This is a genomic window from Synechococcus sp. Nb3U1 (assembly GCF_021533835.1).
GTDB lineage: Bacteria > Cyanobacteriota > Cyanobacteriia > Thermostichales > Thermostichaceae > Thermostichus.
In genome coordinates this window covers 570,786-585,383 of record NZ_JAKFYQ010000002.1, presented here as the reverse complement: position 1 = coordinate 585,383, position 14,598 = coordinate 570,786, and the positions used below count along the sequence as shown (strand labels likewise).

14 protein-coding genes are annotated in these 14,598 nt (G+C 54.5%); 6 read left to right on the top strand and 8 right to left on the bottom strand.

Annotation, left to right across the window (positions count from 1 at the left end; translation table 11 throughout):
• The first annotated feature begins 19 nt into the window (after nt 1-19).
• On the top strand, nt 20-2,590 hold the full coding sequence (locus L1047_RS13295) for a UPF0182 family membrane protein (protein ID WP_235279447.1): 2,571 nt from the start codon (nt 20-22) through the stop codon (nt 2,588-2,590).
• Between the two features lie 106 nt (nt 2,591-2,696).
• On the top strand, nt 2,697-3,761 hold the full coding sequence (gene psbA, locus L1047_RS13290; protein WP_235279446.1) for a photosystem II q(b) protein: 1,065 nt from the start codon (nt 2,697-2,699) through the stop codon (nt 3,759-3,761).
• A gap of 98 nt (nt 3,762-3,859) precedes the next feature.
• Here the strand turns inward: psbA and pruA are convergent, their stop codons facing one another.
• Complete coding sequence (pruA, locus tag L1047_RS13285) at nt 3,860-6,820, bottom strand: L-glutamate gamma-semialdehyde dehydrogenase (RefSeq protein ID WP_235279445.1); 2,961 nt, start codon at nt 6,818-6,820, stop codon at nt 3,860-3,862.
• Between the two features lie 154 nt (nt 6,821-6,974).
• On the opposite strand from pruA, the gene L1047_RS13280 reads away from it, so the two are divergent.
• A complete protein-coding gene (locus L1047_RS13280; RefSeq protein ID WP_235279444.1) occupies nt 6,975-7,634 on the top strand; it encodes an SDR family oxidoreductase in 660 nt (219 codons plus the stop codon).
• Nucleotides 7,635-7,734: 100 nt separating this feature from the next.
• Here the strand turns inward: L1047_RS13280 and L1047_RS13275 are convergent, their stop codons facing one another.
• From L1047_RS13275 to L1047_RS16810, 7 genes are all read right to left on the bottom strand, one after another.
• Nucleotides 7,735-8,490, bottom strand: a complete 756-nt coding sequence (locus tag L1047_RS13275; protein WP_235279443.1) for a photosystem reaction center subunit H — start codon at nt 8,488-8,490, stop codon at nt 7,735-7,737.
• 59 nt (nt 8,491-8,549) lie between these two features.
• Entirely contained in the window at nt 8,550-8,831 is a 282-nt protein-coding gene (locus L1047_RS13270) for a chaperone modulator CbpM (protein ID WP_235279442.1), read from the bottom strand.
• Complete coding sequence (locus tag L1047_RS13265; RefSeq protein ID WP_235279441.1) at nt 8,828-9,751, bottom strand: DnaJ C-terminal domain-containing protein; 924 nt, start codon at nt 9,749-9,751, stop codon at nt 8,828-8,830. Before L1047_RS13265 ends, L1047_RS13270 begins: the two co-directional genes overlap by 4 nt.
• A gap of 76 nt (nt 9,752-9,827) precedes the next feature.
• Complete coding sequence (locus L1047_RS13260; RefSeq protein ID WP_235279440.1) at nt 9,828-10,235, bottom strand: ChaB family protein; 408 nt, start codon at nt 10,233-10,235, stop codon at nt 9,828-9,830.
• Nucleotides 10,195-10,527, bottom strand: a complete 333-nt coding sequence (locus tag L1047_RS13255) for a hypothetical protein (RefSeq protein WP_235279439.1) — start codon at nt 10,525-10,527, stop codon at nt 10,195-10,197. Before L1047_RS13255 ends, L1047_RS13260 begins: the two co-directional genes overlap by 41 nt.
• A 250-nt stretch (nt 10,528-10,777) precedes the next feature.
• A complete protein-coding gene (locus L1047_RS13250; protein WP_235279438.1) occupies nt 10,778-10,978 on the bottom strand; it encodes a hypothetical protein in 201 nt (66 codons plus the stop codon).
• Nucleotides 10,979-11,000: 22 nt separating this feature from the next.
• Nucleotides 11,001-11,177 carry a DUF2834 domain-containing protein gene (locus L1047_RS16810; protein ID WP_443081730.1) on the bottom strand — a complete coding sequence of 59 codons (177 nt, stop codon included), beginning with the start codon at nt 11,175-11,177 and terminating at the stop codon, nt 11,001-11,003.
• Nucleotides 11,178-11,776: 599 nt separating this feature from the next.
• Here L1047_RS16810 and L1047_RS13245 point away from each other — a divergent pair.
• The 3 genes from L1047_RS13245 to L1047_RS13235 all read left to right on the top strand — a co-directional run bounded on the left by L1047_RS13245 (nt 11,777) and on the right by L1047_RS13235 (nt 14,598).
• Nucleotides 11,777-11,983, top strand: a complete 207-nt coding sequence (locus L1047_RS13245; protein WP_235279437.1) for a hypothetical protein — start codon at nt 11,777-11,779, stop codon at nt 11,981-11,983.
• 209 nt (nt 11,984-12,192) lie between these two features.
• Nucleotides 12,193-12,840 carry a TetR/AcrR family transcriptional regulator gene (locus L1047_RS13240; RefSeq protein ID WP_235279436.1) on the top strand — a complete coding sequence of 216 codons (648 nt, stop codon included), beginning with the start codon at nt 12,193-12,195 and terminating at the stop codon, nt 12,838-12,840.
• A gap of 480 nt (nt 12,841-13,320) precedes the next feature.
• Nucleotides 13,321-14,598 carry a competence/damage-inducible protein A gene (locus L1047_RS13235; RefSeq protein ID WP_235279435.1) on the top strand — a complete coding sequence of 426 codons (1,278 nt, stop codon included), beginning with the start codon at nt 13,321-13,323 and terminating at the stop codon, nt 14,596-14,598.

Sequence of the window (14,598 nt, the reverse complement as noted above, 5' to 3'; positions counted from 1 at the left end):
CAGCTTTGAGCCAACTGTCATGGGGCAAATGCAGACCTTGCGGCGAGGGTTGATCCTGCTGCTCTGGATAGGGTTAGGGCTCCTAGCCATCACAGGGTTGGCAGCTTTTTATGTGGATCTGGCTTGGTTCGCCGAATTGAATGCCCTGCCGGTGCTGTGGACGCGGGTTGTAGCCCGTTGGGGGCTGGGTTTAGGAGCTTTCGTCTTCGCCTTGGTGGTGGCGGGATCCAACATCCGTTCCTGCTGGCGGGGGGCAACCCTGACCTGGGCTTGGGTCATTGCCTTGGGCTTGAGTGGCTTTTTTGCTTGGTCTCTTGCCAATCACTGGTTTACGCTGCTGCTTTGGCTCAACCAAGGGCCCGTTGGGGAGGCCGATCCGATTTTTAGCCGAGATCTCGGCTTTTACCTCTTCAGCCTGCCCTTCTGGGAGACTCTGCAACAGTGGTGTTTTAACCTGGTGCTCCTCACCCTAATCACCACGGTAATCATCTATCTGGTAGAACTGGGACTTTCCGAACAGCGGCTCACCATGGCCCTCTCCCTATTTGCCCAGCGGCATCTACTGATTTTGGGGGGATCCCTGTTTTTGCTGCGGGCTTGGGGACATTGGTTGGATCGCTATGAGCTGCTCTATTCCAGTCGGGGTGTTGTGTTTGGGGCCAGCTTTACGGATGTCCATGCGACGCTACCAGCCACTACCCTAATGAGCGGGGTGGCCCTCCTGACGGCCATCGGCTTTTTTGTCCTGGCTCGGCAGGGCACGCGCCTGAGCTTACCTTTACCGAAACAGTTGTGCGACCCCTGGGCCAGTTCTCTGCTGGCTCCAGCTCTTCTCTGGGGGGCCTACTTGGGGTTTGGAGTGCTAACCACTGGCTTGTACCCACAAATCCTACAGACGCTGTTGGTTTCCCCCAACGAGCTGGAGCTAGAACGCCCCTACATCGAGCACAACATCCGCTTCACCCGCGCCGGTTTTGGCCTCAGCAACATCACCGTGCAGCCTTTTCTAGAAGAGGGATCCCTGACAGCAGAGGTGCTCGAACAAAATCAACCCACCCTGACCAATGTGCGCCTCTGGGATGCAGATCCTCTGTTGGCCACCTACCGGCAGTTACAAGAGATTCGCCCCTACTACCAATTTCCTTATGTGAATGTGGATCGCTACCGCATTGGGGGGGAACTGCGCCAGGTGATGCACGCCGCCCGCGAGCTGGACTTCGCCCAAGTGCCCCCCGCCGCCCAAACCTGGATTAACGAGCGCTTTTTCTACACCCACGGCTATGGTCTCACCCTCAGCCCGGTGAATGTGGTCACACCGGAAGGGTTGCCGGACTTTTTCCTATCGGATATTCCGCCGCGCATTTCTCCGCGCTACCCAGAGGTGGCTTCTGTGCTGCGGGTGGATCAACCGGCCCTCTACTATGGTGAGCTGACTACCACTGATGTGTTTGTGGGCACCGAGGCGCGTGAATTGGATTACCCAGCAGCAGATCGCTATGTGTACGGCAATTACCGAGGCACAGGCGGAGTGCCGATTCCCCACCTCTGGCAACGCTTTCTTTACGCTTGGCATTTCGGTGATTTGCGTATTCTAATCAGCCAAGAACTCTCAAAAAACAGTCGCTTTCTCTACCGGCGCCAAATTCGGGAGCGCATCCGCCAGCTAATGCCTTTTTTGCACTATGACCAGGATCCCTATTTGGTGATTGTGGATGGAAGGCTCTACTGGTTTCTCGATGCCTACACCACCAGCAGCCGTTACCCCTACTCAGAACATGCGACCTCTTCTTCCTTTTCTTTCAACTATATTCGCAATTCTGTGAAGGGGGTGATGGATGCCTACAACGGCAGCCTTGATCTTTACATCGCTGAGCCGGAGGATCCCTTAATTCAAGCCTATGACCGCATTTATCCCAGCCTGTTTCACCCCCTAAGCGACTTGCCCGAGGTTCTACGGCAACACATTCGTTATCCACAAGACCTTTTCCGGGTACAGGTGCAGCAGTTTGCCACCTACCACATGACGGATCCCCGCATCTTTTACAACCGCGAAGATCAGTGGCAGATCCCCAATCAATTCCGTAACCGCCGCCGCACCCCGATGCAGCCCCAGTACCTGATCCTGACCTTGCCGGATGAGCAGGCGCTTTCTGGCTTGAGTAATCCGCCGGAATTCGTCTTGCTCTCTCCCTTTACCCCGATCAACAAGCAAAACATGGTCGGCTGGATGGCGGCCCGCTGTGATGGCGAAAACTACGGCAAGCTGTTGGTTTATGAGTTTTCTAAGCAACGACTCGTGTATGGGCCTGAGCAGGTGGAAGCTCGTGTCAACCAGGATCCCGGTATTTCTGAGCAAATCGCTCTCTGGAACCAGCATGGATCCCGGGTGAACCTGGGCACGCTTCTGGTGATCCCGATTGAGAATTCTTTGCTGTACGTGCAGCCTCTCTACATCGAAGCAGAACAGGGGCGCCTCCCTCAACTGACCCGGGTGATCGCGGCTTATGAAGACCGAGTGGTGATGGAATCAAATCTAAACCAAGCCCTGAGAACCCTCTTCTCGCCCAGCCGCGGATGGACCCATCGCTAGAGGGATCCCTTCTCAGGGAGAGGGGGGTAGGTTGACGAAACTTAACGGATAACTTAATCTTAGGGTGTAAATCTTCGCGCTTCCTACGGGAAGTCCGTACCAAATCATGACTACTGTTATCCAACGTCGCTCTGCGAGCAACGTGTGGGAGCAGTTTTGTGAGTGGGTTACCTCTACCGACAACCGTCTCTACATTGGCTGGTTCGGCGTATTGATGATCCCCACTTTGCTGACTGCCACCACCTGCTTCATCATCGCTTTCATCGGTGCTCCCCCAGTGGACATCGACGGCATCCGGGAGCCAGTTTCTGGCTCTTTGCTCTACGGCAACAACATCATTTCTGGTGCTGTGGTGCCTTCTTCTGCGGCTATTGGCCTGCACTTTTACCCGATTTGGGAAGCTGCTTCTTTGGATGAGTGGCTCTACAATGGCGGCCCTTACCAGCTGATTGTGCTGCACTTTTTGCTGGGTGTGTTCTGCTACATGGGTCGGGAGTGGGAATTGAGCTATCGCTTGGGGATGCGTCCCTGGATTGCGGTGGCTTACTCGGCTCCTGTGGCAGCGGCAACCGCTGTGTTTTTGATTTACCCGATTGGCCAAGGTTCTTTCTCTGATGGCATGCCTTTGGGGATTTCTGGGACGTTCAATTTCATGTTGGTGTTCCAAGCTGAGCACAATATCCTGATGCACCCGTTCCACCAGTTGGGTGTGGCCGGTGTGTTTGGTGGGGCTTTGTTCTCGGCGATGCACGGGTCTTTGGTGACCTCCAGCTTGATTCGTGAGACGTCTGAAGATGAGTCTCAGAATGCTGGGTACAAGTTTGGCCAAGAGGAAGAGACCTACAATATCGTGGCGGCTCACGGTTACTTTGGTCGGTTGATTTTCCAATATGCGTCGTTCAACAACAGCCGCAGCCTGCACTTTTTCCTGGCTGCTTGGCCTGTGATTGGGATTTGGTTCACGGCGTTGGGCATCAGCATCATGGCCTTCAACCTGAATGGGTTCAACTTCAACCAATCCATCGTGGACAGCAATGGCCGCGTCGTGGGGACTTGGGCTGATGTGCTGAACCGTGCCAACTTGGGGATGGAAGTGATGCATGAGCGCAATGCTCACAACTTCCCCTTGGATTTGGCGGCTGTGGAGTCGGCTCCGGCTATCCGTGGCTGATGAATTGAGAGGGGGTTGCTAGCTTGTTCTAGTGACTGACTAACTAACGATTTGGATCCCCTGGCCATAGCCAGGGGATTTTTTTACGGCCAGTATCTCTAGGATCCCTCAATTGGGGCAAAGCCCTGGCGCTGGATATTTTCGGTGATGGTGCGGGGTTCTAAGAATTGCAGCAGGTAGTCGGGGCCACCAGCTTTGGATCCCACCCCGGACAGCTTGAAGCCTCCGAAGGGTTGCTGCTCCACCAAGGCCCCCGTGATATCGCGGTTGATGTAGAGGTTGCCGACGGCAAACTCTTGGCGGGCCTGTTGGATATGGGAGGGAGTGCGGCTGTAGAGACCACCCGTGAGGGCGTAGGGGGTGCCGTTGGCTATTTCCAGGGCGCCAGCAAAGTTAGGGGCACGCAAAATGGCAAGTACCGGGCCGAACCACTCCCGTTGGGCCAGTTCCGACTGCGGATCCACTTGGCTAAACAGAGTGGGGCCGACATAGTAACCCTGTTCCGGTACCGGCAGGCTCAGTTCTAAACGGGCATAGGCTTGGGCAGAGGCAATGGCCTGGTGCAACCGGGTTTGCGCTTCTGCATCGATCACCGGGCCTACTTGGGTGCTGGGATGGGCGGGATCCCCAACATTCAAAGACTGGGTGGCCTCGATCAATCGTCCCAAAACCAAATCGTGAATCGGCTCCAAAACAACGACCCGCGAACAAGCGGAGCATTTTTGGCCGCTGTAGCCAAAGGCGGAGTTGATCACCCCTTTGATGGCCTGATCCAAGTCGGCACTTTCATCCACGATGATGGCGTTTTTGCCCCCCATCTCGGCGATCACCCGTTTGATGTGGTGCTGGCCCGGTTGCAGTTGGGCGGCTTGGGCGAGGATCTGGCAGCCTACCGCCTGGGATCCGGTGAAGGCGATCAGATGTACCCTCGGATCTTTGACCAACAGCGGGCCGATGTGTTCCCCTACCCCCGGCAGAAACTGAAAGACCCCCGCTGGGATCCCGGCCTCGTCTAGGGCGGTGCGGATATAGCCAGCCAATTGGGAGGCGATCAGGGAGGATTGTTCCGCCGGTTTGAGCAGCACACAGTTGCCCGCCACCAAGGCTGCCACCGTCATGCCACAGGGAATGGAGAGGGGGAAGTTCCAGGGAGCGATTACCACCGCCAAGCCGCGGGGTTGGTAGTGGTAGCGGTTGGTTTCCCCCGGAACATCCCGCGCTTGCCCCTGCTCTAGGGTTTCCATCTGCTGGGCGTAGTAGCGGCAAAAGTCGATGGCCTCGGAAATTTCCCCATCCGCCTGCGCAATGGGTTTGCCCACCTCCAGCACCATCCAAGCGGCCAATTCCGCCCGCTGCCCCTCTATCAGCTCTGCTACCCGCCGCAGGATCCCGGCTCTAACCGAGATGGGGGTACGCTTCCAAAGGGGAAAACTAGCCTGGGCGGCTGCAATGGCTGCTTCCACCTGCTCAGGGCTGGCTAAGCCAATCTGGGCCACCACTTGGGTGGGGTGGGCGGGGTTCAGGGAAGGAATGCTCTCTGCTGTGGCCACGGGCTTGCCGGCAATCCAGGGCTGTACTGGCTGGCCTAGTTGGGTGCGAATTTTTTCTAGGGCTTGAAAAAAGGGATCCCGTTGCTGGGGTTGGCTGAAGTCCGTATCGGGGGCCGCCACAAAGGAGAGGGGGGCAGGGGCCTGATGAAAAACGGATCCCTCATTGAAGACCGGGGGGGCCAGTAGTTGTGCCGCGTCACAACCCTGAACGCTTTGCCGCAAGAAAGAACTGTTGGCGGTATTTTCCAACAAACGCCGGATCAAATAGGCCATCCCTGGCAGCAACTCCCCGTAGGGGCAGTACACCCGTACCCGATGCCCCGTTTGCACCAAGGCTTTAGCCAGTTTGTCCGCCATGCCGTAGAGCACCTGCAGTTCAAACGCCTCCTTGGGCACTCCTAGAGCTTGGGCAATGGCGATGGCCTTGGCTTGGGAGCGGATGTTATGGCTGCCAATGGCAGCGTAGAGATGGGTGTAATGCTCCAACAGCAGTTGAGTTAGGCGCTCAAAATTGGCATCGGTGGCAGATTTGTCGTTATAAACCGGTTGCGGCCAGTGTTTTTGAGCCGCCAGGATGGTTTCTTGATCCCAATAGGCCCCTTTCACCAAGCGCACCGTTACCGGGGATCCACGTTCTTTGGCCCAGGTGATCAGATTCTGCAAATCAGCGTAGCTATCCCGCAGGTAGGCTTGCAAGGTCAGGCCAATATCGGTACGACTTTTGAACTCCGGCTCCAGGAGCAGCTCCTGCAAAATGCTCAGGGTGAGGGACTTGTAGCGGTACTGCTCCATATCAAAATGGATCTCTACCCCCAGTTCGGCGGCCCGTCGCAGGAGGGGGCGGATCCGCTCTCCTACTTTGGCTTTGGCCCCCACCGGATCCAGGGGGTCGAATTGGGAATAGAAGGCCGTCAGCTTTACCGACACCTGGGGTAGAGGAGAAGGTTGTGGCCAAGTCTTCACGGCTGCTGCCAAATGCTCCATCACCTGCAGGTAGCGCTCCCAGTAGGATTGGGCTTCGGCTTCGGTGATGACGGCTTCTCCCAGCAAATCCACCGTGAAGGCCATGCCCTGGCGATGCAGAGTTTCGAGGGTTTTGCTTACCTGCTTCAGGGTTTCTCCGGCGATGTAGCGGTGGGCCAGGGCTTCTACAGCAGTGGTCAGGGTGGTGGCCGCCAACTGTCCGGGAATCGAGTCGGGATCCGCAAAATTGAGCAGGTTCTTCAACAGACCCGGCAACTCCACCGCCGCATCCGAGAGGTATTCCTGCAAATGTCGAGCCACTTCTGCTTTGCTTTTCAGACTGGGCAGCACATCGATGAGGCGAAACATTTGCGCCCGCAGGTGGGGATTTTCCATCGCCCAAGCCAGCAGCCTATCCTCCCAGCGCAGTTGATCCCGCCACTGGGACAGCAGGGACTTGCCTTCTCCTGTAACTGACGCTAACAACGATTGGGCAATAGTTTGGGTTTGGGTCTCGTAAGCAGGGAGGGTAGCTTGAGCAACCATAAAATCGACGCGTGCAGGGATCCCCTTATGCTGTCACAGGCTGGATTGGGATCCGGGCAACTTTTGAGAAGATAATGTTTTTATGAGGGTCAATGCTAAAGTATCTTCGCCGAACTTTATCGATTGAAAGCTTTAGGGATAAAAGAGAGACTGTATGCAAGCCTTTGTTGCAGGTGCGACTGGAGAAACTGGGCGCCGCATTGTTCAGGAGCTGGTCGGCCGTGGGATCCGGGTACGAGCGCTGGTGCGCAGTCGGGAATTGGCGGCTCAAGTTTTGCCTCCAGAGGCTGAGATTGTGGTAGGGGATGTGCTGGATCCAGCCACCCTCAAGGCAGGTATGGAGGGATGTACAGTGGTCTTGTGTGCCACTGGGGCCAGACCCAGCTGGGATCCCTTCCAGCCCTACCGGGTCGATTACGAAGGCACTAAGAATTTGGTGAATATGGCCAAAAGCCAAGGGATCCAACACTTTGTTTTGGTCTCTTCTTTATGCGTGTCGCAGTTTTTTCATCCGCTCAATTTGTTTTGGCTGATCTTGGTGTGGAAAAAGCAGGCGGAACAATACCTACAAAAAAGTGGTCTCACTTACACCATTGTGCGGCCAGGGGGCCTGAAAAATCAGGACAACAACGATGGCATCGTTCTATCCAAAGCCGATACCCTGTTTGAGGGCAGCATTCCCCGTACGAAAGTGGCACAAGTGGCTGTAGAAAGCTTGTTCCAACCCGCAGCTCGAAATCGGATCGTCGAGATTGTGGCCAAACCTGAAGTACCCAACCAAGACTGGAGCAGTCTGTTTGCCTTGGCAGACTGAGAATGAGAAAAGGTGACGGGTTTGGGCCAAGGCTTCGGAAGGGTGACTTACGACGAAAGGGATGGGTTGGGGGCGAAAAAGGGATCCCTGAGCAGCAAGCTCAGTCTTTTTCAGTGAGTTTTTGCCATGCGGCGCTGAGGGCGGCCTGCATCCGTTGACCAGCTCGGCTTAACCGCTGTTGCCAGCGTTCCCAACCCTGCTGCAAATACTCGGTTGCTTCGTCCAGCAGAGGGTGGTCAAATCGGCCTACCTTGGCCAGCTCCTCTCGCACCTGCTGAATTTTAACCCGCACGATCTCAGGGGGATCCTGAGGGGCAACCAAACTTTTGAGGCGATCCCCCATACGCTGCACCAGTTGCTTCACCTGCTGAGATTTTTCGCTCAAAAAGCCCCTGAGTCCTTCTGCTTCGGACTTGAGCCGTTGGGGAGCATCCTGCCGCACGACCACAGCTTCCAGATCAATCACTTCGACATCATCAGGAAAGAGTACCGCTCTCCCTCCCCAAGGCTCAGCAATGCTGCCCCCCAAGATGTAGGCGGCAATATCCCCCGTTTCCCAGTCGAACAAGAAATCTTCAATCCAGCCCACTGGCTGGTCCCCCAGACGCACCACCCGCTTGTACAAAGAGCTGAGCGGGAGCTTGGGGGTCGTAAAAACATTGGCATAGGTCAACAGCGCATCCGGGCCAATCACCGAAATTTGCTCTAGAGGGGTGTAACCCTGGCTGCTGGTGAAGTAGCTCACTCGTCCCTGGGGATCGACCCAAATTTCTTCCACACGACCAAGGCCGGTGGCGGTGGTGCCATCGAGAGCCACTAGGCCAATAACTTGACTGCGACGAATAATGTGTTCCATGCTGCTTATCCTTCTGGCGTTTGTTTTGTTTATTGGGTCATTGTTGATAATTGTTGCTATCAGAAACCCCGATAAACCCGTAACTGAGCCTTGAGCTGAGCAATTTCCTGAGCCATATCCAGCACCATGGCTGCACCGGTCCAGTTAAGGCCTAAGTCCCGATGCAACCTCTTCATCTGTATTAGCCGCCGCACCTGCTGAGGTGCCAGATACTGGTTTTCCATCTCGATTAGTCCCTGTCCAATCAGCCATTCCAATAGATGCAAGGGCAGTTGGGTGGCCTCGGTGGTTTGCTCTAAGGTATAAAATCGCTCCTCCAACTGGACAATGGCTAGGCTCATAGATGCACCTCCTTCAGTGAGCGACGGGGATCCCACTGCCGCTGATGTCGAAGTTTTTCGTAGAGTTCCCGCTCTTCTGAGCTCAGGGTTTTGGGGGTAACCACCTTGAGGCGCACCCGTAGATCGCTCCGCTGCCCCTCGGGATCCCGCCAGCCTTGCCCCCGCAGCCGTAGGATCTGGCCACTATCCACCCCAGCGGGGATCTTGAGCTGGACTTTGCCCGTAGGAGTGGGAATCTCCACAGTAGCTCCCAGGACAGCCTCATCCGGAGTGATCGGGATCTCACAAAGTAGGTCATCCCCCTCAAACCGAAAGAAGGGATGGGGTGGAAGCTCCAGGTTGAGAAAAAGATCCCCCCGTTGCTGGCTGCCAAAGGGACTGACCTGCCCCTTACCTTTGACCCGTAGGCGACTGCCCTGCTTGGCACCAGGGGGGATGCGAAGGGTGATGGTTTCGCCGTTGAGGGTCAGCCGCTTTTGGCAACCCTCAAAAGCCTCCGGCCATGTAAGGGTGAGGCTAGCTTTTACATCCTGCCCCGGCAGATCCACTGGCCTGAACCCAGCAAACCCTGTGGTGTACCCCTGGCGGGATCCCATGCGCCCCAGCAGCTCGTTAATAAAGTCATCAAAGCTGCCGTACTGCCCAAAGCCCTCAAACCCAGTGGCAGTACTGGCTTGGGATCCCCCCTGCTGCCAATACTGCCCAAACTGGTCGTAGCGGCGCCGTTTTTCCGGATCCGAGAGCACCTCATGGGCTTCGTTGATGGCTTTGAAGCGCTCCTCCGCTTGCTGATCGCCAGGGTTGACATCCGGGTGATATTTGCGAGCCAGCTTGCGATAGGCACGCTTGATCTCATCGGGAGACGCATCCTTGCTTACCCCCAGGATTTGGTAGTAATCCTTGAAGTCACTGGCGGCCATCGGTAGCCTCCTAAGCCTGCGAACCGGAATCCAGTTGAAACCAGCTAGCTAGACAGGGACAAAGATTTCAGAGATCTTAGGATTTACGTTTGGAAAAGATCCCCTTGTCATCCCGCTCGAAAAACTGTTTAACCTTGTCCCAAGCCCTTAGCAAAGCATTGCTATGATCATAATTATCCTGACGACTTTGATTGTAGGCCTCTACAAAGGTTTGCTGCAAGGTTTGCTGCGCTTCTTCAGATAAATCAGAACGGATGTCTGGTGAAATGGTTTCTGGTGTAAGGGATCCCTCAGGCTCACTGGGAAGATTTAAATCATTGATCGAAAGCTCTTCGCCACCAGAACTCTGGAGCAGCAGGTAGGTTTCACCTGATTTTTCTTCGGGCACTTGCACCACCAGCAAAAACTCACCTGCCTGCACACGGGTTTGATAAATCGCTGCTTTATCCTGTGGCATCCCCAGTGAGATCAGGGCCGATCCCAACCCTGGTCCCAAAAAAGGGCACAAACAAAACTCCTACCCCCATCAAAGCCCCCAGTAAAGATCCAAATAGGGATCCATAGATAGCACCACTGGTCAGACCATCCATAATCACCTCCTTACGGGTGATGAACCCGGTGATTTTGGCTTCGGTTTGGAAGTTTCGTCCAATAATAGAGATGCGATCGTTGGGAACTCCACGCTTCAAGAGTCGTTGAATACAATCTTGCAACTTACGTTCTTCCTTGAAGGCAGCGGACATACATTTTTGGGTTGGATCGGCAAAGGTAGTCATACACAACTCCTCGGAAGAAATTGTTTTAAAATTACTTGTAGACTTAATACTAGCTTAGTGAAAGTCTAGCCGAATGGGGAAATCCCCAACCTAAGTCCCAATTTTTTAGAGTAATTTCCGCCCCAACAATCTGCTGCACATTTCAGAAACAGCAGGGGAACGGCTTCTGAATCGGTTGGCGGAGGTGGGAAAAGACCGTCAAGTAATCCCTCCAATCATTGCCGATCTCACTGGGTCTTTCTAAGTCTTTCTAAAGAGAAACGGGATCTTGAGGTGTGTCGTGCTGAATCCGGATTTGTCCCAATCGCAGAGCCTCTAAAAGCTGATCGATGAGATTTAATTCGTAGGTGCTCAGGGACTCATTCTCCGCTAGGTGCAGCAGGTGGCTGAGCCGATCGTCGGGGAGGATCCCCCGCTGGAGTGCTTGTTTGACGATGAATTCAACGGACATCAGGGATCCCCCGCCAGGTTGCTCAGCACATACACCGTTTCATGCCCAGTCGGGATCTCTCGCTAGAGATAGAAATCCACAACGCCAGTGAGGATACCAGTACATCCATGCCAAAGAAGCTGGAGATCCGATTTTGAAACAGCAGCTCCAGAACCCGCCGGATACCCATCCCTCCCTCCGTTTGGACCGGCTCCGGGATCCCTTTTCAGAGATCTCTTCTCCAGTTTGGAGATGCATCAAGGCCGCCTCTGTCCTTCAGACCCCCTATTTACCAGTTCTTGTGAATTGTGTTGCTCTTGATAAAAGCTAATGCTCAGCAAGATCTGCCTCAAAAACAGTTCTTCCCGGCTTTCTGCCCAGCGAAAAATGGCCTCAAGTCGAGATGGGGTGGAAGTTGAGGCTGGCTCCTAGACAGCACTATCTCGCACCAAATCCACCACCAGAACTGGATCCCGTTGGTAGAGGGTGGGATCGTAACCGTTATCCCGAGTGAGCCCGGCTTGGTCTTTCATCCGTTCCAGGTTGGTAAGTCTAGAAGGGTTTGCACAGGCAGGGGGCAGGAAAGCAATAATCAGGGCGAGGGGAAAATGCAACGCCAGGATTTTGCCGAAAGGGGCTGGCAGTATAGGGCTTCTGACTCAGCCAGGGAATCTCAGAGGGGAAGAGGGATCTTTAATCAACAGTTCAGTCTGGGGATGATCACAGAAGCGGGGTGATCCATATCAAGGGGTGATCCGTATCAGAGAACAGACAGTAATAGCCCTATAGGATCGGTTCATCCCGTTTAGGAGTCTAAAAATGTCTGCACAGGATCCCAGCCCTCACTCAGATAGCCTGAATGAAGCTGATGCCCTCAGCGATGACCAACTTGAAACGATCTCAGGGGGTATTATCATCGTCGGGGGGCTGCCTAGTGCCTTCTCGAGCTCCCTCAATAACGTTGCCCTCAATCCTCAGCCTTTGCCGCCTCGCTTCTTCCGGCTATTCAATATCTTCCGCTTCTAGGTCTCCACAGAGAGCAGCCTGGGCTATCTGGATCCCTTTGGATCTTGTTCCACTAGACTAGGACTACCCTTCCTTGCTCTACTCTATGCTTCCCCTGTTCGTTGGCAACCGATGAGATCCGTCCTTTCCATGAGTTTGCAATCACGGTTGGGATCTCAACCTTGTCGGGGTCTTTAGCGCCTTCCCCACAACTTATTGAGATGCTAACAATGCCTACTACCACTCTGACCAAAGAAGAGGCCATTCTCCAGGGAGCTCTCCAAGAGTTCCTGGAACATGGCTATGCGGGTACTAGCATGGATAAAGTGGCGAGTTCGGCAGGGGTTTCCAAAGCAACTGTTTACAGTCATTTTCAAGACAAGGAACATCTTTTTGTTGCCTTGATTGATCAGTTCACTGAGCAAAGAATGTCTGTTTTTTTAGAGCTTCTTCAGGATAATGTTTCGGATAACCAATTTCGAGATAATAGTGCCTACGATCTCAAAGCTGGATTAAAGCAAATTGCCCTAAGTATAATCCATAAAGTTTCTGAAGACGAGTTTATTCTTCCCTTCATGCGACTTTTAATAGCAGAGTCGGGCCGTTTTCCAAACTTGGGCAAAACCTTTCTAACCCACATAGAGATCCATGGCTTGAACGTAATCTCGGAGTACCTAAGCTCTTATCCCGACCTAAAGCTGAAAGATCCAGAGGCCGTCGCACGAATTTTTTTCGGCTCGTTGGTGCATTACATGATTGTGCAGGAAATGTTGCACGGCAAAGAGGTAATTCCTATGGAAGCAGAGCGCTTGGTGGATAGCCTGGTGAATTTGGTGGTGATGCAGGCGGGAAATCATGCGTTTGCCGGTGCCGACTAGCAATGATCGGATTGGCACCTCCAATTCAGGGGTGAGAGCTCCTTTTGGCTCAGCCTCAGCTTGCTGAAATTTGTGGCGGAATTAGCGCAGCTTTGGATGCGGTAGGAGTCCAGATCCACAGATGGATTGTTCCTGAGTTGGGAAGGTCAGCAATTTCAACAAGCAATTTCAACAAGCAGATTAGCACATCAGCCGATTGAATGGGATTGCGATAGGATTCGAACAAACTGGGACTGACGATGAAAAGTTTGAACTGAGGATCGGTCGGATCCTTACAGCCTTTTCTGACTTTACGTAGGCTCTTGAGCTAGGCAAAAAACATTATGGAGCAAAGGATTGACCTGAATCTGCTGTATCAGATAACGCTGGAAAAGGCTGTACAGTGAAATCGCCATAAAGCCCACTTCTACCGCAAATGGAAGCAAGCTAGTAGGCTTGTGGAGTGCCAAACTTGCGACTAACCTGAGCACGAGGCCAAGTATGATCCCGCCGCAAGCCGTTATTCCCCAAGAGGCTGAGATCCTCTGTATCGGAACGGAGTTGCTTTTGGGGGAGATCACTAATACCAATGCCCAATATCTAGCCACCGAACTGGCGCAACTGGGGATCCCGCACCATTACCAAACGGTGGTCGGGGATAACGAGGCCCGCATTCACCACGCTTTAGAGGTGGCCTGTGGCCGTTCCAGCCTGATTTTGACTACAGGGGGTTTGGGACCGACCCCGGATGATCTCACCCATGAGGCGCTGGCTTCCTTCTTTGGGGTGGAGATGGTGGAGCACCCCCAAGTGTGGGAAGAAATCCTACAAAAGTACGGGCAGCGGGGGATTGTCCCTTCGTCTAGCAATCGCAAGCAAGCCTTGTTACCCAAGGGAGCGGCGGTATTGCCCAATCCGGTCGGCAGCGCCTGTGGGTTGATCTGGCAACCTAGGCCTAACCTGAGAATCCTCACCTTTCCTGGGGTACCCCGAGAAATGCACAGAATGTGGCAGGAGACTGCCGTGCCCTATTTACGCTCCGTCGGTTGGGGACAAGAGGTCTTTCACAGCCAGGTGTTACGCCATTGGGGCATTCCCGAATCCACCTTGGCCGAACGGGTGGGATCCCTGTTGGCGGGCAAAAACCCCACGGTAGCTCCCTATGCCAGCCAAGGGGAAGTGCGCCTGCGGGTGACCGGACGGGCCCCCACCCGCGAACAGGCCCAAGCGTTGATCGCCCCGGTGATCCAGCAGATCTTGGAAATTGCCGGAGAAGACTACTTCGGCAGCGATGAGGCAACCTTGGCTTCGGTGGTGGGAGAGCTGCTCTTAAAACAAGGACAAACCCTGGCAGTGGCCGAGTCTTGCACGGGCGGGTTGCTGGGGCAGTTGCTCACCGGGATCCCGGGCAGCTCGGGTTACTTCCTCGGTGGGGTGGTGGCCTATGACAACCGCATCAAAGAGCACCTATTGGGGGTGGATCCAGCTACTCTGGAACGATACGGAGCCGTCAGCAAGCCCGTCGCTGCCCAAATGGCTCTTGGAGCAAAGCAGACCCTCGGCTCCGATTGGGCCTTGAGCATTACGGGTATTGCCGGGCCGGATGGAGGCACCGCTACCAAGCCGGTGGGTCTGGTGTATCTGGGTTTAGCGGATCCCGACGGGAAAACAGAGGTACAGGAGTACCAGTTCGGCAGCTTGCGCGGTAGAGAAGGGGTGCGCTGGTGGAGCGCTCAAACGGCCCTGGATCGTCTACGGCGGCGCCTACTGAGGCGGTGA